The organism is Microvirga thermotolerans (assembly GCF_009363855.1).
Taxonomy (GTDB): Bacteria; Pseudomonadota; Alphaproteobacteria; order Rhizobiales; family Beijerinckiaceae; genus Microvirga; species Microvirga thermotolerans.
On record NZ_CP045423.1, the window covers coordinates 1092317 to 1110854 of the forward strand.

Here is an 18538-nt window from a genome sequence, read left to right on the forward strand (position 1 = left end):
TGACTCCCTATGGCTCGCCTCGCTCGCGGCTCTATCCCTGCAGCGCGGCCCACATTTCGCGGTCGCGCTGGGCGGTCCAGATGACGGGATGGTCGATGCCGGAGGCCTCGTCGAAGGCGCGGGACACGTTGAAGGGCAGGCAGTGCTCGTAGATGGCGAAGGCGCCGAACTTCGGGTCCATCGCCTCGCGCACCGCGGCGAAGGTCTCCTTCAGCGAGCGGCCGCGGGCGACGGACAACTCGGCGGCGCCGTAGAGGCTCGTCACGAAGTCGCGGGTCATGGCGACGGCCTCGCGCACCGGGCGGCGGCCCTGCAGCGCGTCGCCGCGGCCCGGGGCGATCGCCTTGGGGTCGAAGCCCAGGATCGCATCGAGCGTGCGCGGCCAGGCGCGCAGATGCGCGTCGCCGCAATAGCAGGCGGAGTGATACTCCACGAGGTCGCCGGTGAACATCACCTCCGCGTCCGGCACCCAGGCGACGATGTCGCCCGCCGTGTGCCCGGCGCCGAGATGCATCAGCCTCACCTCGCGCCGGCCGAGGAACACCGACAGGCTGCGCTCGAAGGTCAGGGTCGGCCAGGTGAGGCCTTCGGGAATGCTGCTGGCGCCGCGGAAGAGGCGCGGGAAGCGGCCGATCTCCGACTCCTTGTCCTGCTGGCCCCGCTCGACGATGAGATCGTAGGTGGCCCGGGAGGCGAGGATGCCCTGCGCGTTGTAGGCGGAGGCGCCCAGCACCCGCACCGCGTGATAGTGCGAGAGCACCACGTACTTGATCGGCTTGTCGGTGACGCGGCGCACCCGCGCGATCACGTCCTCCGCCATGGCGGGGGTGGCCTGGGTGTCGATCACCATGCAGCTGTCGTCGCCGACGATCACGCCGGTGTTCGGGTCGCCCTCCGCCGTGTAGGCGTAAAGACCCGGCCCGATCTCCGTAAACGACACCCTCTTCTCCGAAAGATCTCCCGTCGACGCAAAGGCCTTCTCAGCCATGGCGGGGTCTCCCTGCTGCGAGGCACGGGCGTCGTTCTAGCGTGAGGGGAGATGCGGCCGCGTGCAAGCGGGGCCGACAGGATGCCTTTCCTGGATCCATGAGCGTCTCTTCCATCACAGGCGCCGGGCTCTTGCGGCCCGGTCGAGCGGTTGCGTCCGGCCGTTTCGGCTTGAACGGCGACGGGTCCGAGATTAGTTGCGCATGAAACCAGTGTCAACAAACGGACCCGTGGGATCCCGGCACGTCGTTGCCGGTCATGCCCCAAGGTGGTTCGCGTGGCGGACAATTTTGGGGCCCGAGAACCATGAGGAGGGGCGGTGAGGGATGTGACGTTGACCTGGAGAGGCTGCATGAGCCCTGCTTGCTGGCTTTTCCAGGCAAGACGATCCGCAGCGACCTTCCATGCCGCTGTGGCTACGAGACGGTAAAACCGGAAGGACAACCAAACTCCAGGCCATGATCTCAGGTGAGAACCGGCGCTTGCAACTTATGGGATAAGGCATGCCGCGAAACTTGAGCCACTGACCAAGAAAGATCGTGACGGCACTGTCACGGGAACAGCGGACAGGACACGGAGAAGCGCAGTAGGGTAGAGGTAGACGGCACATCCCCTGTTCTCGTCGCCAGTTCCCGCCCGAGATCATCCGGCATGCCGTCTGCCTCTACCTGCGCTTTACGCTCAGCGACCGTGATGTCGAGGATCTGCTTGCTGAACGCCGTCTCGATGTCTTGTATGGGCCGGTCCGGCGGTGGGACTCGAATTCGGACCAGCCTCTGCCTGTAATCTCCGTCGGTTGCGGCCCTGCTCCGCCGGTGCGTGACACCTGGATGAGATGGTGGTCTCGATCCGGGGCAGACGCATGTTTCTCTGGCGAACCGTCGACAGCGAGGGCAAGGTCCTGGCTGTCCTCGCCCAACCCGGGCGCAACGAAGCTGCTGCCCTGGAGCTCATGCGTAAACTCCTGAAGAAGTACGGTTTCGCTCTGAGCGTCCTTGTGGCTGACACGCTGGCGCCATAGGGGCAGCCCAGTCGATAACTGGGCCTCGCGGCGCGCCATGAGCAGGGTCTGCGCAAGTACATCCGGGTCGAGAATTCTCATCCGGTGGTGCGACGACGAGAGCGCAGGATGCAGGGCTTCAAGTCTCCCAGTTCAGCCCAGCTCTCTCTCGATCCATTCCGTCGTCTACAACAGCTTCGATCTTGAGCGTCATCTCGTCTCGCGCCGTTCGTTGCGCCTCTTCAGGGCCGAGGCTGCGGGCAATGGCCATCTGCGAGCGCTCTCGCTTGAATGAGGCCGCTCATCGGGCCCGTTGCAGCTCTACTTCAGTTCACATGACAGAGCCGTCGAGAGGCCGTTGAACGCTTTAACGCGTCGCATCAGTAGCAATGCAGGTGGGTCCAGATGTACCCGCACCGACCGCCCCCTCTGCCGTACCGGATGAACGTCTCACAGGCTCCGGCCTTGTTGGGCTTCTTGCACAAGGTCTGACAGACGTACTCCGAACTGTAGCCCAAATGTCCCTCGGTTTCGCAGGCGAAGAACGTCTGGTCAGGGGTCACACTCTGGTCCTTGCACTGTTTTTCGTCCTGTCCCCAACAGACATTGTACTGCTCGACCTGCGCCAGCGTCCGATCGGGGACCGTTATCCCTACGGCGAACAAGAGGCTCATCACGGTTCGTCCCATCGGCATGTTCAGCCTCCATGAACTTGCTGCGAGCACAGGACAGGCTTCGCACGGTGCTCCTCGGCTCGCCCCAATCATCGGCTCTTGCTGCTCCGTTCAGCGACAGTCTCGGCTACGCTCCTAATGTCCGCATCGGTCGGCTGCGGCAGGCGCCCCCGCATGACGGCTGTCTCTGATCGCAAGGTAGATCGCCTCCACATAGCCGATGAACCCGAGCTCCTCGCGGATATGCTCGCGGGCGGCAGGCACGTCCGCCGCACTCGTGGGCTCCTTGAGCTTGTCGCCGGCAGCGTGGGCGAAACGTTCCCGCACCCCATGCTCGATCTCGCGCGACAGGAACTCCAGTAGCGGCTCGGCCTTGCCGGTGGCCAGCGCCTGCTCCGCGGCAGGAATGGCTGGCCCGAAGTCGGTCCCGGCGGGCTTGAGCCCGGTGTGGGGGGCGCCCTCCCCAGCCCGATGCAGCCGCACGGCTGTCTCCATGAAGGAGCGATCGGCCAGTGCCTTCGCGTCAGGCCCGCCCGTCCGCACGGCCATGGCTTGGATGAAGGCCGTGGTCAGCTCCGGCTCCGCGGAGGCCGGGACATAGGGCAGGACGGCATTGACGTTGTGGGTGTCGAGCGCCCGAAGCGCGGCTGTGGCGACAGGGCCGCCAACCGCGTCGCAATGGGCTCGGGCGACCGGCACAATGCTCAGGCCGGCCCCAACGAGAGCCGCCATAAGGACAAGAGGCTTTGACATTCTCGCCTCCGTTGGCCCGCGTTCACCCCCTTGTACAATCCGCATGCTGCCTGAACCCGCGCCCGCCGGATTGCGATTTGTCAAAGACGGACATTCGTTGCCGATTCATTCCGCGATCCGTCGGGGCCTGGTGCCGAGGCAGGAGGGCCCCCGCATGCGCAAGGCATGGCTCGGACAAGGCATGGCTCGGAACGGTCGTCCTGGTCGCCGTGATGGTTACAGGACTTGCCAGGGCAGGTTGCTTCGAGGTCTCACCGCGCGTCTGCGGCTCTCTCACCGGCCGCGCCCTCGTGCAGGTCGGATCGGTTCTCCGCTTTCAAACCGGTCCGTGCGAGATGGGATCTGGTTCTGCGCGATCAGGACGATCCTCAATTCCCGCGTTCCCGCCGGGCGCTTCATAATACCGCCGCGCCTGTGAAGCGACGTGCGGGATGGAGGGATAAGCGCACAAGGAACGGCATGCAGATCGCCCGGCAAGGTTCGGGCAAACTGCGCCAGGAACACGTTCATGGCCGCGCTCGAGATCTGTGGGATCGTCAGCGCGAAGACCTCGCCGGCGGCAGGCCGCATGGCCGCAACGATGTGCGCGGAGGGAAGGCCCCGGAGGCGCCCCGGTCACGCGGCGGTATCATGCGCAGGGCCATGCGTACCGCCTCTGTGCATCGGTACCGTGGGTGCAAAGGACTGAATCAAAAAGTATTTTTTGAATTTCGGCGCGAGGGTTGGACGGCGGAAAGGGGAGATTCGGACTCCCGAAACGAGTCGGGTCCACCTGCGGTCGAGCGGGTCCTTATGTCCGTACGAACCGCTCTCCGCCTCGCCTGCATCGCATGGAGCGGAAAGGGCGGTGTCCTTCCTGGAGGATTCCGGTCATTAGGATCGCGCAAGCACGCTCATTTCGCCTATCGGAGAGACCAGATACGGGGTCCGCCCCGTCCCAACCCCGCCTGGACGGGCAGGTTTTTCGAGAGACAGGCGAGAGACCCATTTCGCTGAGGATGAATGGTGCTGCCAGAGAGGATCGAACTCTCGACCTCTCCCTTACCAAGGGAGTGCTCTACCACTGAGCTACGGCAGCATGCGTCGGGCGCGCCGGGTTACTGCCACAGGGCGGCGGCCGGCGCAAGATTGAAGTTCAAATTTATTCCGCTGCGGCGGCCTTGGGGGCCAGGGGCAGGTTCAGGGCGGTCCAGACCTCCACCAGGGCGCGGGCCAGGGCGTCGATATGGGCGTCCGTGTGGAACGGGCCGGGGGTGATGCGCAGCCTCTCGGTGCCCCGGGGGACCGTGGGGTAGTTGATCGGCTGGATGTAGATGCCGTGCCGGTCCAGCAGGCGGTCCGAGGCCGCCTTGCAGGCCTCGGCGTCCCCCACCATCACCGGCACGATGTGGGTCGTCGTGTCCAGGAGGGGCAGCCCGGCCCCGGAGAGGACCGCCTTGGTCCGGGCCACCTGGCGCTGGTGCCTCTGCCGCTCCACCGAGGAGGCCTTCAGGTGGCGCACCGAGGCGGTGGCGGCGGCCGCGATGGCCGGGGGAAGGGCGGTGGTGAAGATGAAGCCCGGGGCGAAGCTGCGCACGGCGTCGATCACCGCCCGGGAGGCCGCGATGTAGCCGCCCATGACGCCGAAGGCCTTGCCCAGGGTCCCCTCGATCACGTCGAGCCGGTGCATGGCCCCCTCGCGCTCGGCGATGCCGCCGCCGCGGGGGCCGTACATGCCGACCGCATGGACCTCGTCCAGGTAGGTCATGGCGCCGTAGCGCTCGGCCAGGTCGCAGACGGCGTGGATGGGGGAGACGTCCCCGTCCATGGAATAGACGCTCTCGAAGACGATGAGCTTGGGCCGGTCGCCGGCGGCCCGGAGGAGCTCCTCCAGGTGCTCCAGGTCGTTGTGGCGGAAGATCGCCTTCTCGCAGCCGGACTGGCGCACGCCCTCGATCATCGAGTTGTGGTTGAGGGCGTCCGACAGGACGAGGCAGTTCGGGATCAGCTTGGCGATGGTCGCGATGCCGGTCTGGTTCGAGACGTAGCCGGACGTGAAGACGAGGGCCGCCTCCTTGCCGTGAAGGTCGGCGAGCTCCGCCTCGAGGCCGACGATGGCGTGGCTGTTGCCGGAGATGTTGCGGGTGCCCCCGGCGCCGGTGCCGATCCGCCAGGCGGTTTCCACCATGGCGCGGGTCACGTCCCGGTTCTGGCCCATGCCGAGATAGTCGTTGGAGCACCAGACGGTGATGGGGCGCGGCCCGGCCGGGCTGTGCCAGATCGCCTCCGGGTAGCGGCCTGCGAGGCGCTCGATATCCGCGAAGACCCGGTAGCGCCTCTCTGCCTGGAGGCGGTCGAGGGCCGAGGTAAAGAACGCTTGATAATCCATCATTTCACCGGATGCAGCCATGCACGCGCCATCATGGCGAAGCATGAACCAGACCTCATTGATCGCAGTCAATGCCGGAATGAGGAGATATTCCGATTGAGCCCCGCCTGCGAAGCCTATATTGGGTCGCGGCGACGATGGGTCGCGCGAAGCATGGCCGGGGATAAATCGCAGGACAGGGTCGAGCGCCTCAAAGCCGCCCTGAAGGAGAATTTGAAACGGCGCAAGGCGCAGGCCCGGGGCCGCAAGGTTGCAAGCGGCCCTGGAACCGCTCATTCTGCGCCCAATGTTTCAAAGGAACGCGACGAGCCGTCCGACTAGCCTGCCAGGGCGCCCGGGCGGCAGGGCTCGCCACAGTCTCAAGCAAGGGGATCTTCATGGACCGCATTCGAATCCGGGGCGGCGCGCCTCTCACGGGCACGATTCCGATCTCAGGCGCCAAGAACGCGGCCCTGCCTCTCATGATCGCGAGCCTCCTGACGGAGGAGACCCTGGAGCTCGCCAACGTGCCGCGCCTGGCCGACATCTCGTCGCTCCTGCGCATCATGAGCAACCTGGGCGTGGATCACATGATCGCCGGCCGCCGCCCGGGCGAATCCACGGAAACCGGGCAGACGATCCGCCTCTCGGCCAAGTCCATCATCGACACCTGCGCGCCCTACGAGCTGGTCTCCACCATGCGGGCGAGCTTCTGGGTCATCGCGCCCCTCCTGGCCCGATTCGGCCATGCGCGGGTGTCGATGCCGGGTGGCTGCGCCATCGGCACGCGCCCGGTGGACCTGCTCATCATGGCCCTGGCCAAGCTCGGGGCCGCCATCGAGATCGACGGCGGCTACGTGGTCGCGACGGCGGCGAAGGGCCTCAAGGGCGCCGAGATCGACTTTCCGAAGGTGACGGTGGGCGGCACCCATGTGGCGCTCATGGCGGCGACCCTCGCGGAGGGAACCACCGTGATCCGTAACGCCGCCCGGGAGCCCGAGGTCGTCGACCTCGCCGAGTGCCTCGTGAAGATGGGCGCCAAGGTCCAGGGCGCCGGCACGTCCGAGATCGCGGTGGAGGGGGTCTCCCGCCTCGGCGGCGCGACTCACGAGGTGCTGCCCGACCGGATCGAGACCGGCACCTATGCCATGGCCGTGGCCATGACGGGCGGGGACATCATGCTCGCCAACACCCGTCCGGAACTCCTGCAGTTCGCCCTGGACGTGCTGGGCCAGGCGGGAGCGGACGTCACGCCCACCGTCGGCGGAATCCGCGTCCGTCGCAACGGCAACGGGATCCAGCCGGTCGACGTGACCACGGACCCGTTCCCCGGCTTCCCCACCGACCTGCAGGCCCAGTTCATGGCCCTCATGACCCGGGCCAACGGCACCTCCCGCATCCGCGAGACGATCTTCGAGAACCGGTTCATGCACGTGCAGGAGCTCGCCCGCCTCGGGGCCAGGATCCGTCTCGACGGCGACAGCGCCTATGTGGAGGGCGTACCGACCCTCAAGGGGGCGCCGGTCATGGCGACGGACCTGCGCGCCTCCGTGTCCCTGGTCATCGCCGGCCTCGCGGCGGAAGGGGAGACCACGATCAACCGGGTCTATCACCTCGACCGGGGGTTCGAGGCCCTGGAGACCAAGCTCGCGCGCTGCGGCGCCGACATCGAAAGGCTGAGGGGCTGAGGCGCCGCGGCAGCGGTTGCAGGGGCCGGCGGTTGCACTCGGCGCATGGGCTCTCTACCTAGCCGTCAAGGCTTCAGCAACAGGTTCAAGGCTCATGGATCTCCTGAAACTCGTCGCTCTCGACCGGGACGACCTCACCGTCATCTCGATGCATCTCCAGGATGCCATCGTGCGCGTCGGCGACATTGCCTATCTGCCGAAGGAGCGCTGCTTCGCCATCGTCGCCCGCCGCTTCGACTGGGAGGCAGGTCCCGACCAGCCGCCGCAGCGGCGCCTGACAGGCATGCATTTTCAGCAGGTCAAGGCGGTCCGCGTGCGCGGCATCGACCAGACGAACAGGGACGCCGTGCTCAACCTTCTCGCCATCTCGTTCGAGGAGAAGGATCCGCCGTCGGGCACCGCCACCTTGATCTTCGCCGAAGGCGGGGCCATTCAGGTCGACGTGGATTGCATCGAGATGCAGATGAAGGACCTGGGACCCGTCTGGGCCGCCGAGAGCCGGCCCGCGCACGGCGAGACGTCGGCGGAGCCGATCTGATGGCGCAAAGACTCGACGCGCGGGAGGCCGGCTTCGCGCAGGCCTTCGCCGCCCTCCTTTCGGCCAAGCGGGAAGTGTCGGAGGACGTGGACCAGGCGGTCCGCGCCATCATCGACGACGTGATCGCCCGCGGCGACGATGCGCTGATCGACTATACGCGCCGCTTCGACCATCTGGACCTCCGCCCGGAGGACCTGCGCGTCCGCGACGAGGAGATCGACGCCGCCGAGGCGCAATGCTCGCGGGAGACCCTCGACGCGCTCGCGCTCGCCAAGGAGCGGATCGAGATCTATCACCGCGCCCAGCGCCCGCAGGACTCGATGAGCACCGATTCCCTCGGCGTCACGCTCGGATGGCGCTGGACAGCGCTCGAATCCGTCGGCCTCTACGTCCCCGGCGGGCGGGCGAGCTATCCGTCCTCGGTCCTGATGAACGCCGTGCCCGCCAAGGTGGCCGGGGTGCCGCGGGTGGTCATGGTCGTGCCGACGCCGCGGGGCGAGACCAATCCCCTCGTCCTGGCGGCGGCGCGGCTCGCCGGGGTCGACGAAATCTTCCGCATCGGCGGTGCGCAGGCCGTCGCCGCCCTGGCCTACGGCACGGCATCGGTCGCCCCGGTGAGCAAGATCGTGGGGCCCGGGAACGCCTATGTGGCTGCGGCGAAGCGCCGGGTTTTCGGGCAGGTCGGAATCGACATGATCGCCGGCCCCTCCGAGGTGCTCGTCCTCGCCGATGCCCATGCCAATCCCGACTGGGTTGCGGCCGACCTCCTGGCCCAGGCGGAGCACGACCCCGTCGCCCAGTCGATCCTGGTGACCGACAGCCCCGCCCTGGCCGACGCGGTGGAAGCCGCCGTCCGGCGCCAGCTCGAAACCCTGCCGAAGGCCGAGATCGCCGGCGCGAGCTGGCGCGATTATGGAGCGATCATCCTGGTGGAGAGCCTTCGCGACGCCATCCCCCTCGTGGACCGGCTCGCGCCCGAGCACCTCGAAATCGAGACGCAGGATCCGGAAGCCCTGGCGGCGAAGGTGCGGAACGCGGGCTCGATCTTCCTCGGCAGCCACACGCCGGAGGCCATCGGCGACTATGTGGGCGGCCCCAACCACGTCCTTCCCACCGCCCGGTCGGCGCGCTTCTCCTCCGGCCTCGGGGTGCTTGACTTCATGAAGCGCACCTCGATCCTGAAATGCGACCCGGGCGCGCTGAGAGCGCTCGGGCCGGCCGCCATCGCACTCGGGCGGTCGGAGGGGCTCGAGGGGCACGCGCGATCGGTGGCGATCCGCCTGAACCTGTGACGGATCGGAGGTCGCATGGCGAGCGCAGGGAACGAGCGATGCCGGTTGGTCGCCGTCACGCTCGACGAGGCTTCCATCGGCCGGGGCAATCCGGACCAGGAGCATGAGCGCGCCATCGCCATCTACGACATCCTGGAGGAGAACTTCTTCGCGCTGCCCCACTACGACGGCGGCCCTTACCTCCTCCACATCGGCCTGGTCGAGAAGAAGCTCTGTCTCGAGATCAAGGCCCAGGACGGCACTCCCCTCGTCACCCATCATCTGTCGCTGACGCCCTTCCGCAGGACGATCCGCGACTACGAGATGATCTGCGACAGCTATTACAAGGCGATCCGGGAGGCGTCCGCCACCCAGATCGAGGCCATCGACATGGGCCGGCGCGGCCTGCACAACGAGGCCGCCGAGCTGCTGATGAAGCGCCTCGAAGGCAAGGTGATCCTCGATTTCGACACGGCCCGGCGCATCTTCACGCTGATCTTCGCCCTGCACTGGAAAGGCTGACGGTGGCGGAAACGCAGCCCAAGCGGGTTCATTCCGTCCTGTTCGTGTGCGCCATGAATGCAGTGCGCTCGCCCATGGCCGAGGCCATCGCGCGGCACTATTTCGGCAAGTCGATCTACGTCCAGTCCGCCGGCGTGCGGAAGGGGGAGCCCAACGCCTTCATGGTCGCCGCCCTCGACGAGATCGGGATCGACGGCAGCAAGCACCGCCCGCGCACCCTGCACGAGCTGGAGGAGTGGGAGGGGCTCAACTTCGACCTCATCATCTCCCTCTCTCCCGAGGCCCACCACGCCGCCCTGGAGCTGACCCGCACCGTCGCCGCCGAGGTGGAGTACTGGCCGACCCCCGACCCGACCCTCGTCCAGGGGACCCGCGAGCAGGTCCTCGACGCCTATCGCAACGTGCGCGACGGGCTGTCCTACCGCATCCGGCTGCGGCTCAGGCAAGGGTCAGAACCCCAGCGCCCGAACGAGGCTGAGGGTTCCTAAGCCCGCGGCGAGCCCCGCGAGCTCGGCGCGGGTCAGAGCCATCGTCACCACGCCCGCGGCGATGGCGACGAAGGCCGGCGGGCCGCTGTCGACGGTCATGGGCAGGATCGTGGCGAGGATGATCGAGCCGGGCAGGGCGCGAAGCCCGCGCTCCATGCGCGGGGTGATCGCGACGCGACTCATCACCACCGCGCCGGCGATCCGGCAGAGGAAGGTCATGAGCGCCATGCCCGCGATGGCGAGGACCGGGCCCCAGGGGCCTGCGGCGAGGGCGGCGGGATCGGTCATTCGATCAGCATCCCCGCGACCACGCCGGCCAGGGCGCCGGCGACGATGAAGAAGTAGCCGGGCACGAGGGCGTGGACGGCGAGGGAAACCGCTCCCGCCACGAGCCAGGGCAGGGCGTGCCTGGCTCCCTTCCACAGGGGCACGAGCATGACGCTGAAGAAGACCGGCATGACGAGGTCGAGGCCGAAGCGACGGGGCTCGGGCACGAGGACGCCGGCAAAGTAGCCTGCGAAGGTCGAGGCCTGCCATACGAGCCAGAGCGTGATGCCGCAGCCGAGCAGCACCGCCGTGTCGCGCCCCCCCTCGCTGTAGTAGCGGGTTCCCAGAAGCCAGCCGGCCTCCGTCACGAGAAAGAGGTTGAGCGCCGTGCGCGGCAGGGGCTCGTGCCTGAGCCAGGGCTGCAGCGTCGCTCCGAGCAGGATCATGCGTGCGTTCACGACCGCCGTCACCGTCGCGATCGCGAGGATCGTCGCCGGAGACCAGACCTTCTGCCAGATCTCCAGGCCGACCATCTGGGACGCGCCCGCGTAGACGAAGGCGCTCAGGCCCATGGTCTCGCCGAGGGAGAGCCCCTTCTGCGCCGCCGCCGCGCCGAAGGCCATGGCGAAGACGATGAAGCCGGGAAAGGCCGGGATCGCGGCGCGCGCGCCCGGCAGCAGGCCGGGGAGGGAGAAGGAGGGGCGAGGGGAGGACATGGGCGTGACGGGGCTGGTTCGGCTGTGTGCTCTCCGGCCCCGCTTCCGTCAATGGCGTCCGCGCAGGTCCGGCGGGGTCCAGCGGCGGGGCCTTCTTCAGGCCTCCTTCCGGGCCGCGCTCCGGGACAGCAGCCACCCACCCGCGATCACGATCAGGGCGCCGATGGCGGCCGCGCCGTAGAGCACGGTCCCGACCGGCTTGAGATCGAGCGGGGGATGGCCCGGATCGGGCAGGACGAGATGGGGATACCCCGCCAGCCAGCCGAGCACGATGGGATCCGTGACGATCATCTCCGCCGCGATGTAGCCGAGCAGCGCCGCGCCGGCCCAGACGAAGATGGGGAAACGGGTGAGGAGGCTCGTGATGAGCGAGGCGCCGACCATGATGAGCGGAATCGACAGGAGGAGACCGAAGATGAACAGCTCCGGATGCCCCCGCGAGGCCGCGGCGATGGCGACCACATTGTCGAGGCTCATCACCGCGTCGGCGATGGCGATGGTGCGGACGGCCTTCCAGAGCGAGTCGCTCGCCTTCACCTCGTGGCCGTCGCCGTCCTCCTCGCCCTGGACCAGCTTGAGGGCGATCCAGAACAGCAGCAGTCCGCCGACAATGCGCAGATAAGGCACGCCGAGCAGGTAGGAAATGATGAGGGCGAAGACGATCCTCAGGCCGACGGCGACCCCCGCGCCCAGGACGATGCCCAGCTTGCGCTGGTGCGGCGGCAGCGAGCGGCAGGCCATGGCGATGACGACGGCGTTGTCGCCCGAGAGGAGGATGTCGATCCAGATAACCTGAAGCAGGGACAGGAGAAACGTGCTTGAGAGAAAATAGTCCATGCGCAGGCCTTGGAGATCTTCGGGATGCGTTCGGGAGGGTAAGGATGCTTACGTATATATGAGCCGCCGGTTTTCAAAGATCAAAATTGCCGAATTTCCGGCGGGGGCGCTGCGAAACTCCGGATTGGTCGAAGGTCGTACGCGCAATTGGCTGGAAACGGAGGCAAAGTCCTTGAAAACTCTGCCGGGTCGGTTGATCCCGAACCCGGTTTGGCGCAAACCGAACGTTGAAGAACATGGCGCGCGCGTGAAATGCGCCTCTTGAGGGAGGTTGAATGTCCATGTCTCAGGGGCAGGGGCGGAATCGCCACGGGCTCATCCGTTCGCCTCAGAACCTCGCCGCCGGGCTGTCGCTGCTGTTCCTGGCGGGGCTCGCCCTCTGGCTGACCCGCGATCTTCCCCAGGGACGCCTGAGCGCCATGGGGCCGGGTATGCTGCCCGACTGGCTCGCCTACGGGGTGGGGCTGTGCGGCCTCGCCCTTCTCGCGGCGGCCTTCCTCAAGGACGGCGAACCGCTCGAGGCCTGGAGCCTGCGCGGGCCGTTCTTCGTGGTGCTGGCCATTCTCGCCTTCGCGGTCACCATCCGTCCCTTCAGCCTCGGTCCCGTGAACCTCCCCGGCCTCGGGATGATCGTCGCCGGGCCGCTCGCCATCGTCATCGGCGGATACGCCGCTCCGGAGGCCCGGTTCCGGCAACTTCTCGTCCTGGCGCTCGGGCTGACCCCCTTCTGCATGGTCCTCTTCGGCGACCTCCTGAACCTGCCGATCCCGATCTTTCCCCAGAGCTTGGCCGGCCTCCTGCCCGATACCTGGTCGCAGAAGACCATCCTCAGGGGGCTCGCCGCCATCCTGGTCGCGGCCGCCGTGCTGGTCCACCTGTCGGGCGGACGCCGCAAGACCGGTCCGATCGATGTCGCCACGCAGCCCGAGGAGGTCTAGTTGGGCGATCTGGTCTCCAATCTGAGCCTCGGCTTCTCGGTCGCGCTTTCCCTGCAGAATCTCGTCCTCGCCTTCCTCGGCTGTCTCGTCGGCACCCTCATCGGCGTGCTGCCGGGCGTCGGCCCCATCGCGACCATTGCGATGCTTCTCCCGATCACCTTCGGGTTCGATCCCACCGGCGCTCTCATCATGCTCGCCGGCATCTATTACGGCGCACAGTACGGCGGCTCGACCACGGCGATCCTGGTGAACATCCCCGGCGAGGCGACCTCCGTCGTCACCACCCTCGACGGTCACCAGATGGCGCGCCAGGGCCGCGCAGGCGTGGCTCTCGGGATCGCGGCCATCGGCTCTTTCTTCGCCGGCACGGTCGCCACCATCGTCATTGCCGCGCTGGGCGCTCCGCTCACGAGGCTCGCCCTCGTCTTCGGCCCGGCGGAGTACTTCTCGCTCATGGTCATGGGCCTGGTCTTCGCCGTGGTGCTGGCGCGAGGATCGATCCTCAAGGCGGTCGCGATGATCCTCGTCGGGGTCCTCCTGTCGACGGTCGGCACCGACCTGGAAACGGGCCAGGAGCGCATGACGCTCGGTCTCCAGTTCCTGAGCGATGGCATCGATTTCGCGGTCCTGGCCATGGGCGTCTTCGGGATCGCCGAGATCCTGCGCAACCTCGACCATACCGAGACCCGGGACGTGGTCCGCCAGGCCATCGGCCGCCTGCTGCCCAATCGGGACGATTTCCGGCAGTCCTACAAGCCGGTGCTGCGCGGCACCTTCATCGGCGCGGTGCTGGGCATCCTGCCCGGCAACGGGGCGGTGCTCGGCCCCTTCGCCTCCTACACGGTGGAGAAGAAGCTCGCGAAGGACCCGAGCCGTTTCGGCCGCGGCGCCATCGAAGGGGTCGCGGGGCCCGAATCGGCCAACAACGCGGGAGCGCAGACCTCCTTCATCCCGTTGCTCACCCTGGGCATTCCGCCGAATGCGGTAATGGCGCTGATGGTGGGCGCCATGACGATCCACGGCATCGTGCCGGGTCCGCAGGTGATGACCCGCAATCCCGACCTGTTCTGGGGCATGATCGCCTCCATGTGGGTCGGCAACCTGATGCTGCTCGTCATCAACCTGCCCCTGGTGGGCATGTGGGTGCGCCTGCTCAAGGTGCCCTACCACCTGATGTTCCCGGCGATCCTGATGTTCTGCTGCATCGGCATCTACTCCATCAATTCCCTGCCGACGGACGTGATGTTCATCGCCTTCTTCGGCCTCGTCGGATACCTGCTCATCAAGTTCGGCTTCGAGCCCGCGCCCATGCTCCTCGGCTTCGTGCTGGGCAAGCTTCTGGAGGAGAACCTGCGCCGGGCGCTCATCCTGTCGCGGGGGTCCCTCGGGACCTTTGTCGACCGGCCCGTCAGCGCCGGCCTGCTCCTCGTCGCCGTCGCGCTCCTCGTCGTGGCGCTGCTGCCGACGATCCGGAAGGGGAGGGACGAGGTCTTCACCGAGTAGCTGCCGGTCGGGCAGGGAAACCCCTAATGCAGGGCAATTGCTTTCCAGGGAGGAAAACCATGAAGAAGATCGTCTTGGCACTCGCGGCGGGGCTCGGCATCGCCGCAACCGGCGCGATGGCGCAGGGAGCCTATCCCCAGCGGCCGATCACCATGATCGTGCCCTTCGCGGCCGGCGGGCCCACCGACGTGATCGCCCGCATCGTGGGCGACCACATGTCCCGCACGCTGGGCCAGCAGATCGTGATCGAGAACGTGGCCGGGGCCGGCGGCACGACCGGTATTACCCGCGGCGCCCAGGCGCAGCCCGACGGCTACACGATCATGATGGGCCACATGGGCACCCACGGCGCCGCGCCCGCCCTCTACCCGAACCTGAAATACGATCCCGCCAAGGATTTCGCCCCCATCGGCCTCGCGGCCGGGACGCCCATCGTGATCGTGGCCAAGAAGGATTTCCCCGCCAGCGACCTCAAGGGCTTTCTCGACTACATGAAGGCCAACGCCGAGAAGGTGAACATGGCCCATGCGGGCGTGGGATCGGTGTCCCATTCCACGGGCATCCTGTTCAACTCCATCATCAAGGCCAAGCCCACCATGGTGGCCTATCGCGGGACCGGCCCGGCCCTGAACGACCTGATGGCGAACACGGTCGACTACATGACCGACCAGATCGTCAACGTCGCGCCGCAGATCCAGGGCGGCAACATCAAGGCCTTCGCCATCGCCACCCCCGAGCGCTCGCCCGCGCTGCCGAACGTGCCCACCACGAAGGAGGCGGGCCTGCCGGACTACCAGGTCAGCGCCTGGAACGCCGTGTTCGCGCCCAAGGGCACGCCGCCCGAGATCGTGGCCAAGCTCAACGACGCCCTCGTGAAGGCTCTCGACGACGAGAACACCCGCAAGCGCCTCCTCGACCTCGGCGGCGTGATTCCCTCGAAGGAGGAGCGCACGCCGCAGGCGCTCCAGAAGCTGGTGGAATCGGAGGTCGCCCGCTGGACCCCCGTCCTCAAGGCCGCCGGCGCCACCGCCGAATAGGCCGAGCCGCCCCTCCGCGGCCACTCGATCCTTCAGCGGCGGGCGACTTGCCCGCCGTTTCGATTTTGGTGCGCTTCCCTGCAAAGAAGCCTTGAAATTGGTCGCTTGGGCGATTACACCCTGCCGCGTGTGCAGCCGTAGCTCAGTTGGTTAGAGCACCAGATTGTGGATCTGGGGGTCCCCCGTTCGAGCCGGGGCGGCTGTACCACTTCCCCGATCCGCGACATCCCCGGCCTGCGTCCGAACGACGCCCGCACCTGCTGCGTCCGCGCCGAGCGTGGCCGCCAAAATACCTCATTTCGCGTCCGATGATGGCGAGCCGAGACACGCCACGTCATATCCCTCTCCATGGAAGATCCCCTGACCGTCGAGAACGCCCGTGCCGGCACGGGCGTTCTCGGTCCTCTCAAGGAAGCTCGCATGCTCCAGGCCCGGATCAGGGGCCTGACGGCTCTGCTGCGCATCCAGCAGCAGCAGATCGAGCGGCTGAACGACCGCCTCTACGAGGAGACGCCCGGCGGAATTGCGGCGCGGCGCCTCCTCGATCTCAAGCGCTCGGAAAAGGGATAGCCGTCAGTCGTCGTTCGAGGAATTGAGTTCCTCGGGCTTGAGCCCCTCGTCCATGCCTGAGGCCCGCATCCGGGCGAGCCATTCGATCTGCTCCCGGACGAAGTGCGGGTCGCTGTGGAACCGCATGGCGCAGGCCACGAGGAATGTCGGGATCTCGGGCAGGTCCTCGTCCGGCATGTCGGGCAGGACCAGTTCCAGTTCCGTCATGTTGCTCGCCGTCACGATGGCCGCCTCCGTGGGCGGGATCGCGATGGCGGCGGTCTTGGTGTGCTTGCTCATGAAACCCATTTCGGTTGGAACGCCGAGGGCGCCCGCAGCGGGCCCGCCGGGTTCGATGCCCGTCGGACATCATCCTCCATAACGACCAAGCTTGCACCTCGGTTCAGGAGAGTGGCCTCTTCCAGTCTCGACAGAATGAAATCACAGTACGGGCGCGGGACGCAGCAATTGCCAAGTCTAGTCTCCCTCGTTCGAAGGGTTCATCATTGCGGCAGACAATAATGTGATCGGGCACGTCTTGCCCTTTGGCGGGAATCATGGTTGCGCCGGACATGAATTCCGTGCACATGACGCAGTGTCATAGGAGCTGGCGCGGCGTTCGATCTCTCAGGGATCCGAAAGGGCCTTTTTCAAGACGGAACGATCCATGAGAGCGAGCAACGGAAACGGTCAGGCCTGTTCGCCTGGGGCGCTCCTTCGCAATGGCCTTGTGCCCGCGGCGCCTTGCCGGTTTGCCGCTCGTCGCCTGAAGCCGGTCTCGAACGGCGCCCGCCTTTCATGAGCCTCGATCCCGTCACGCTCGGCGTCGCCTACCTGACCCTGACGGGGGTGCTGGGCCTTCTGTTGCTCTTCTCGTGGCTGTTGAACCGCAGCGTCCAGGCGCTGGCCTGGTGGGGGATGGCCTTCTGTCTCGTCCCCTTCGGGATGGGGCTCGTCAGCCTTGGCCTGACGCGGACCGACACCTTCATTCTCTTCACGTCGAACGGGCTGATGGCCGTCGTCTACGGAATCCTCTATTCCGGATGCAGGGCTTTCAACGGGCGGTCTCCGACGGTTCCGGCGATCCTGTCCGGGCTGGCGGTCTGGGTCCTGGCCTTTCCCGTCATCTACGAAAGCTTCGAGGCGAGGCTCATCGTCGCTTCCGGCATCTCCGGAGCCTACGCGTTCCTGTCGGGCTGGGAACTGTGGCGCCATGCGCGGCAGAAACTCGTCTCCCGGCAGGTCGCGATCGTGCTCCTGGGGCTGATGGTGGCGTTCCATGCCTTCCGCAGCGGGTTGGTTCTCCACCGGACGGACAGCGAATGGGTGAACGCGCTGACCATGCGATGGTCCGCCAACATGGGGCTGTTCCTTCTTCTCTTCACGCCCGCGCTGGCCTTCGTGTTCCTGTCCATGGCGAAGGAGCAGGTGGAATACGGACACAAGCAGGCGGCCCTCTCGGATCCCCTGACCGGCATTCCGAACCGGAGGGCCGTGTTTCGCAATGCAGCCGAGCTGCTCCGCAGGCTCGAGGGCCGGCCGGCGACGTGCCTGCTGTTCGACCTGGACAACTTCAAGAGGATCAACGACTCCCATGGGCACGAGGTCGGCGACCACATCCTGACCCTGTTCGGGCAGGTGCTGGCCGCGCACCTGCCGGAAGGCGCTTTCGGGCGGATGGGAGGGGAGGAGTTCGTGGCCGTTCTGCCTTTGCCGCGCCACAGGGCCGAGGGGCTCGCGGACGAGATCCGGCGCGCCTTCGCGGAGGCGGCCCGGACGGTCCTCGGCCATCAGGTCGCCGCCACCGTCAGCATCGGCTGCGCGACCGGAACGAATGCAACGGTCGAGGCGCTCATCCGCGAGGCCGACCGAGCCCTCTACCAGGCCAAGGCCTCGGGTCGGAACGCCGTGGTCATGGCTCAAAGGGCGGCCGAGTGAGGCGGACTACTCCCCCGGCTCCTCGGGTCTCGAAGCCATGCACGGGTCGAGGAGCACGAAATCCGGCTCCGGCTTCGCGAAGCCTCCGGTGACGACGACCTCGTCGCCGACCTGAAGGCCGTTGGTCTGGTAGGTCACGCAGAGAACCTTGGGATCGGGCGCGCCGCAGAGGCCGAGATAGGCGAGAGCGCCGTCCGAATGGACGAGGGCCAGCGCGCCGGTGACGCTGAAATCGACCCGCTTCTGCTCCGTCTCGCGGCCGGCGATGAGGCCCGCGACCTCGCTGCACCGGGCCTGCCTCGGCGGCGGCATGTCCGCATCCGCGAAGGGGCTGTCCTCGGCTCCCTCCTGACCCCGTGCGCCGGACGGCAGGCCCGCCGCGGCGGCCAGCAGGAGCGCGATGAGGATGCCCGGCCTCGGGCGCGGAACGGAGCTAATCTTCGTCATGCGAACAACGATCTCGGCGCAGGAACGCGCCGGCTGGG

At 67.1% G+C, this 18538-nt stretch carries 19 protein-coding genes, 2 tRNA genes and 1 pseudogene; 13 read left to right on the forward strand and 9 right to left on the reverse strand.

The window, feature by feature from the left end:
* Nucleotides 1-31: 31 nt before the first annotated feature.
* Nucleotides 32-988 carry an MBL fold metallo-hydrolase gene (locus GDR74_RS05045; RefSeq protein ID WP_152585277.1) on the reverse strand — a complete coding sequence of 319 codons (957 nt, stop codon included), beginning with the start codon at nucleotides 986-988 and terminating at the stop codon, nucleotides 32-34.
* Between the two features lie 607 nt (nucleotides 989-1595).
* On the opposite strand from GDR74_RS05045, the pseudogene GDR74_RS05050 reads away from it, so the two are divergent.
* A pseudogene (locus tag GDR74_RS05050) lies at nucleotides 1596-2278 on the forward strand (IS6 family transposase).
* Between the two features lie 518 nt (nucleotides 2279-2796).
* On the opposite strand, the gene GDR74_RS05055 reads toward GDR74_RS05050, so the two are convergent.
* From GDR74_RS05055 to hemA, 3 genes are all read right to left on the reverse strand, one after another.
* A complete protein-coding gene (locus GDR74_RS05055) occupies nucleotides 2797-3414 on the reverse strand; it encodes a DUF6448 family protein (RefSeq protein ID WP_152585278.1) in 618 nt (205 codons plus the stop codon).
* Between the two features lie 1003 nt (nucleotides 3415-4417).
* Nucleotides 4418-4492 (reverse strand) — tRNA-Thr (locus GDR74_RS05060).
* A 63-nt stretch (nucleotides 4493-4555) separates the two neighbouring features.
* Nucleotides 4556-5782: a 5-aminolevulinate synthase gene (gene hemA, locus GDR74_RS05065; RefSeq protein ID WP_152587659.1), complete on the reverse strand. Its 1227-nt coding sequence runs from the start codon at nucleotides 5780-5782 to the stop codon at nucleotides 4556-4558.
* Nucleotides 5783-6159: 377 nt separating this feature from the next.
* Here hemA and murA point away from each other — a divergent pair, with 377 nt between their 5' ends.
* The 5 genes from murA to GDR74_RS05095 all read left to right on the forward strand — a co-directional run bounded on the left by murA (nucleotide 6160) and on the right by GDR74_RS05095 (nucleotide 10268).
* Nucleotides 6160-7449 (forward strand): UDP-N-acetylglucosamine 1-carboxyvinyltransferase, encoded by a 1290-nt coding sequence (gene murA / locus GDR74_RS05075; protein WP_152585280.1) that lies wholly within the window; start codon nucleotides 6160-6162, stop codon nucleotides 7447-7449.
* 94 nt (nucleotides 7450-7543) lie between these two features.
* Nucleotides 7544-7987: a DUF2948 family protein gene (locus GDR74_RS05080; RefSeq protein WP_152585281.1), complete on the forward strand. Its 444-nt coding sequence runs from the start codon at nucleotides 7544-7546 to the stop codon at nucleotides 7985-7987.
* A complete protein-coding gene (gene hisD, locus GDR74_RS05085; protein ID WP_152585282.1) occupies nucleotides 7987-9279 on the forward strand; it encodes a histidinol dehydrogenase in 1293 nt (430 codons plus the stop codon). The genes GDR74_RS05080 and hisD overlap by 1 nt, the downstream gene beginning before the upstream one ends.
* A 15-nt stretch (nucleotides 9280-9294) precedes the next feature.
* On the forward strand, nucleotides 9295-9780 hold the full coding sequence (locus GDR74_RS05090; RefSeq protein WP_152585283.1) for a UPF0262 family protein: 486 nt from the start codon (nucleotides 9295-9297) through the stop codon (nucleotides 9778-9780).
* Nucleotides 9777-10268, forward strand: coding sequence for an arsenate-mycothiol transferase ArsC (locus GDR74_RS05095; protein ID WP_425486954.1), 492 nt, complete (start codon nucleotides 9777-9779; stop codon nucleotides 10266-10268). Before GDR74_RS05090 ends, GDR74_RS05095 begins: the two co-directional genes overlap by 4 nt.
* Here the strand turns inward: GDR74_RS05095 and GDR74_RS05100 are convergent.
* The 3 genes from GDR74_RS05100 to GDR74_RS05110 form a co-directional block, all read right to left on the reverse strand.
* Nucleotides 10230-10556, reverse strand: a complete 327-nt coding sequence (locus GDR74_RS05100) for an AzlD family protein (RefSeq protein WP_152585285.1) — start codon at nucleotides 10554-10556, stop codon at nucleotides 10230-10232. The two genes, GDR74_RS05095 and GDR74_RS05100, sit on opposite strands and share 39 nt — an antisense overlap.
* Nucleotides 10553-11251: an AzlC family ABC transporter permease gene (locus GDR74_RS05105; RefSeq protein ID WP_152585286.1), complete on the reverse strand. Its 699-nt coding sequence runs from the start codon at nucleotides 11249-11251 to the stop codon at nucleotides 10553-10555. Before GDR74_RS05105 ends, GDR74_RS05100 begins: the two co-directional genes overlap by 4 nt.
* 96 nt (nucleotides 11252-11347) lie before the next feature.
* Entirely contained in the window at nucleotides 11348-12088 is a 741-nt protein-coding gene (locus GDR74_RS05110; protein ID WP_152585287.1) for a TerC family protein, read from the reverse strand.
* Nucleotides 12089-12146: 58 nt separating this feature from the next.
* Here GDR74_RS05110 and GDR74_RS05115 point away from each other — a divergent pair, with 58 nt between their 5' ends.
* From GDR74_RS05115 to GDR74_RS18105, 6 genes are all read left to right on the forward strand, one after another.
* Entirely contained in the window at nucleotides 12147-12353 is a 207-nt protein-coding gene (locus tag GDR74_RS05115) for a hypothetical protein (RefSeq protein WP_152585288.1), read from the forward strand.
* Between the two features lie 10 nt (nucleotides 12354-12363).
* A complete protein-coding gene (locus GDR74_RS05120; protein WP_152585289.1) occupies nucleotides 12364-13026 on the forward strand; it encodes a tripartite tricarboxylate transporter TctB family protein in 663 nt (220 codons plus the stop codon).
* Nucleotides 13027-14529, forward strand: coding sequence for a tripartite tricarboxylate transporter permease (locus GDR74_RS05125; RefSeq protein WP_152585290.1), 1503 nt, complete (start codon nucleotides 13027-13029; stop codon nucleotides 14527-14529).
* 59 nt (nucleotides 14530-14588) lie between these two features.
* A complete protein-coding gene (locus GDR74_RS05130) occupies nucleotides 14589-15566 on the forward strand; it encodes a tripartite tricarboxylate transporter substrate binding protein BugD (protein WP_152585291.1) in 978 nt (325 codons plus the stop codon).
* A gap of 131 nt (nucleotides 15567-15697) precedes the next feature.
* A tRNA-His gene (locus tag GDR74_RS05135) sits at nucleotides 15698-15774 on the forward strand.
* Nucleotides 15775-15986: 212 nt separating this feature from the next.
* The gene (locus tag GDR74_RS18105; protein ID WP_194164626.1) at nucleotides 15987-16136 is read left to right on the forward strand and encodes a hypothetical protein; all 150 of its coding nucleotides are present in this window, start codon (nucleotides 15987-15989) and stop codon (nucleotides 16134-16136) included.
* Nucleotides 16137-16139: 3 nt separating this feature from the next.
* On the opposite strand, the gene GDR74_RS05140 is transcribed toward GDR74_RS18105, so the two are convergent.
* Complete coding sequence (locus GDR74_RS05140) at nucleotides 16140-16415, reverse strand: hypothetical protein (RefSeq protein WP_152585292.1); 276 nt, start codon at nucleotides 16413-16415, stop codon at nucleotides 16140-16142.
* A gap of 498 nt (nucleotides 16416-16913) precedes the next feature.
* On the opposite strand from GDR74_RS05140, the gene GDR74_RS05145 reads away from it, so the two are divergent.
* Nucleotides 16914-18053: a GGDEF domain-containing protein gene (locus GDR74_RS05145; RefSeq protein WP_152585293.1), complete on the forward strand. Its 1140-nt coding sequence runs from the start codon at nucleotides 16914-16916 to the stop codon at nucleotides 18051-18053.
* Nucleotides 18054-18059: 6 nt separating this feature from the next.
* On the opposite strand, the gene GDR74_RS05150 is transcribed toward GDR74_RS05145, so the two are convergent.
* Entirely contained in the window at nucleotides 18060-18500 is a 441-nt protein-coding gene (locus GDR74_RS05150; protein WP_152585294.1) for a hypothetical protein, read from the reverse strand.
* Between the last annotated feature and the right edge of the window lie 38 nt (nucleotides 18501-18538).

Coding starts and splice junctions, on each gene's coding strand:
- GDR74_RS05045 (WP_152585277.1), bottom strand. CDS start 988: ATGGCTGAGAAGGCCTTTGCGTCGACGGGAGATCTTTCGGAGAAGAGG.
- GDR74_RS05055 (WP_152585278.1), bottom strand. CDS start 3,414: ATGTCAAAGCCTCTTGTCCTTATGGCGGCTCTCGTTGGGGCCGGCCTG.
- hemA (WP_152587659.1), bottom strand. CDS start 5,782: ATGGATTATCAAGCGTTCTTTACCTCGGCCCTCGACCGCCTCCAGGCA.
- murA (WP_152585280.1), top strand. CDS start 6,160: ATGGACCGCATTCGAATCCGGGGCGGCGCGCCTCTCACGGGCACGATT.
- GDR74_RS05080 (WP_152585281.1), top strand. CDS start 7,544: ATGGATCTCCTGAAACTCGTCGCTCTCGACCGGGACGACCTCACCGTC.
- hisD (WP_152585282.1), top strand. CDS start 7,987: ATGGCGCAAAGACTCGACGCGCGGGAGGCCGGCTTCGCGCAGGCCTTC.
- GDR74_RS05090 (WP_152585283.1), top strand. CDS start 9,295: ATGGCGAGCGCAGGGAACGAGCGATGCCGGTTGGTCGCCGTCACGCTC.
- GDR74_RS05100 (WP_152585285.1), bottom strand. CDS start 10,556: ATGACCGATCCCGCCGCCCTCGCCGCAGGCCCCTGGGGCCCGGTCCTC.
- GDR74_RS05105 (WP_152585286.1), bottom strand. CDS start 11,251: ATGTCCTCCCCTCGCCCCTCCTTCTCCCTCCCCGGCCTGCTGCCGGGC.
- GDR74_RS05110 (WP_152585287.1), bottom strand. CDS start 12,088: ATGGACTATTTTCTCTCAAGCACGTTTCTCCTGTCCCTGCTTCAGGTT.
- GDR74_RS05115 (WP_152585288.1), top strand. CDS start 12,147: ATGAGCCGCCGGTTTTCAAAGATCAAAATTGCCGAATTTCCGGCGGGG.
- GDR74_RS05120 (WP_152585289.1), top strand. CDS start 12,364: ATGTCCATGTCTCAGGGGCAGGGGCGGAATCGCCACGGGCTCATCCGT.
- GDR74_RS05130 (WP_152585291.1), top strand. CDS start 14,589: ATGAAGAAGATCGTCTTGGCACTCGCGGCGGGGCTCGGCATCGCCGCA.
- GDR74_RS18105 (WP_194164626.1), top strand. CDS start 15,987: ATGCTCCAGGCCCGGATCAGGGGCCTGACGGCTCTGCTGCGCATCCAG.
- GDR74_RS05140 (WP_152585292.1), bottom strand. CDS start 16,415: ATGAGCAAGCACACCAAGACCGCCGCCATCGCGATCCCGCCCACGGAG.
- GDR74_RS05145 (WP_152585293.1), top strand. CDS start 16,914: ATGAGCCTCGATCCCGTCACGCTCGGCGTCGCCTACCTGACCCTGACG.
- GDR74_RS05150 (WP_152585294.1), bottom strand. CDS start 18,500: ATGACGAAGATTAGCTCCGTTCCGCGCCCGAGGCCGGGCATCCTCATC.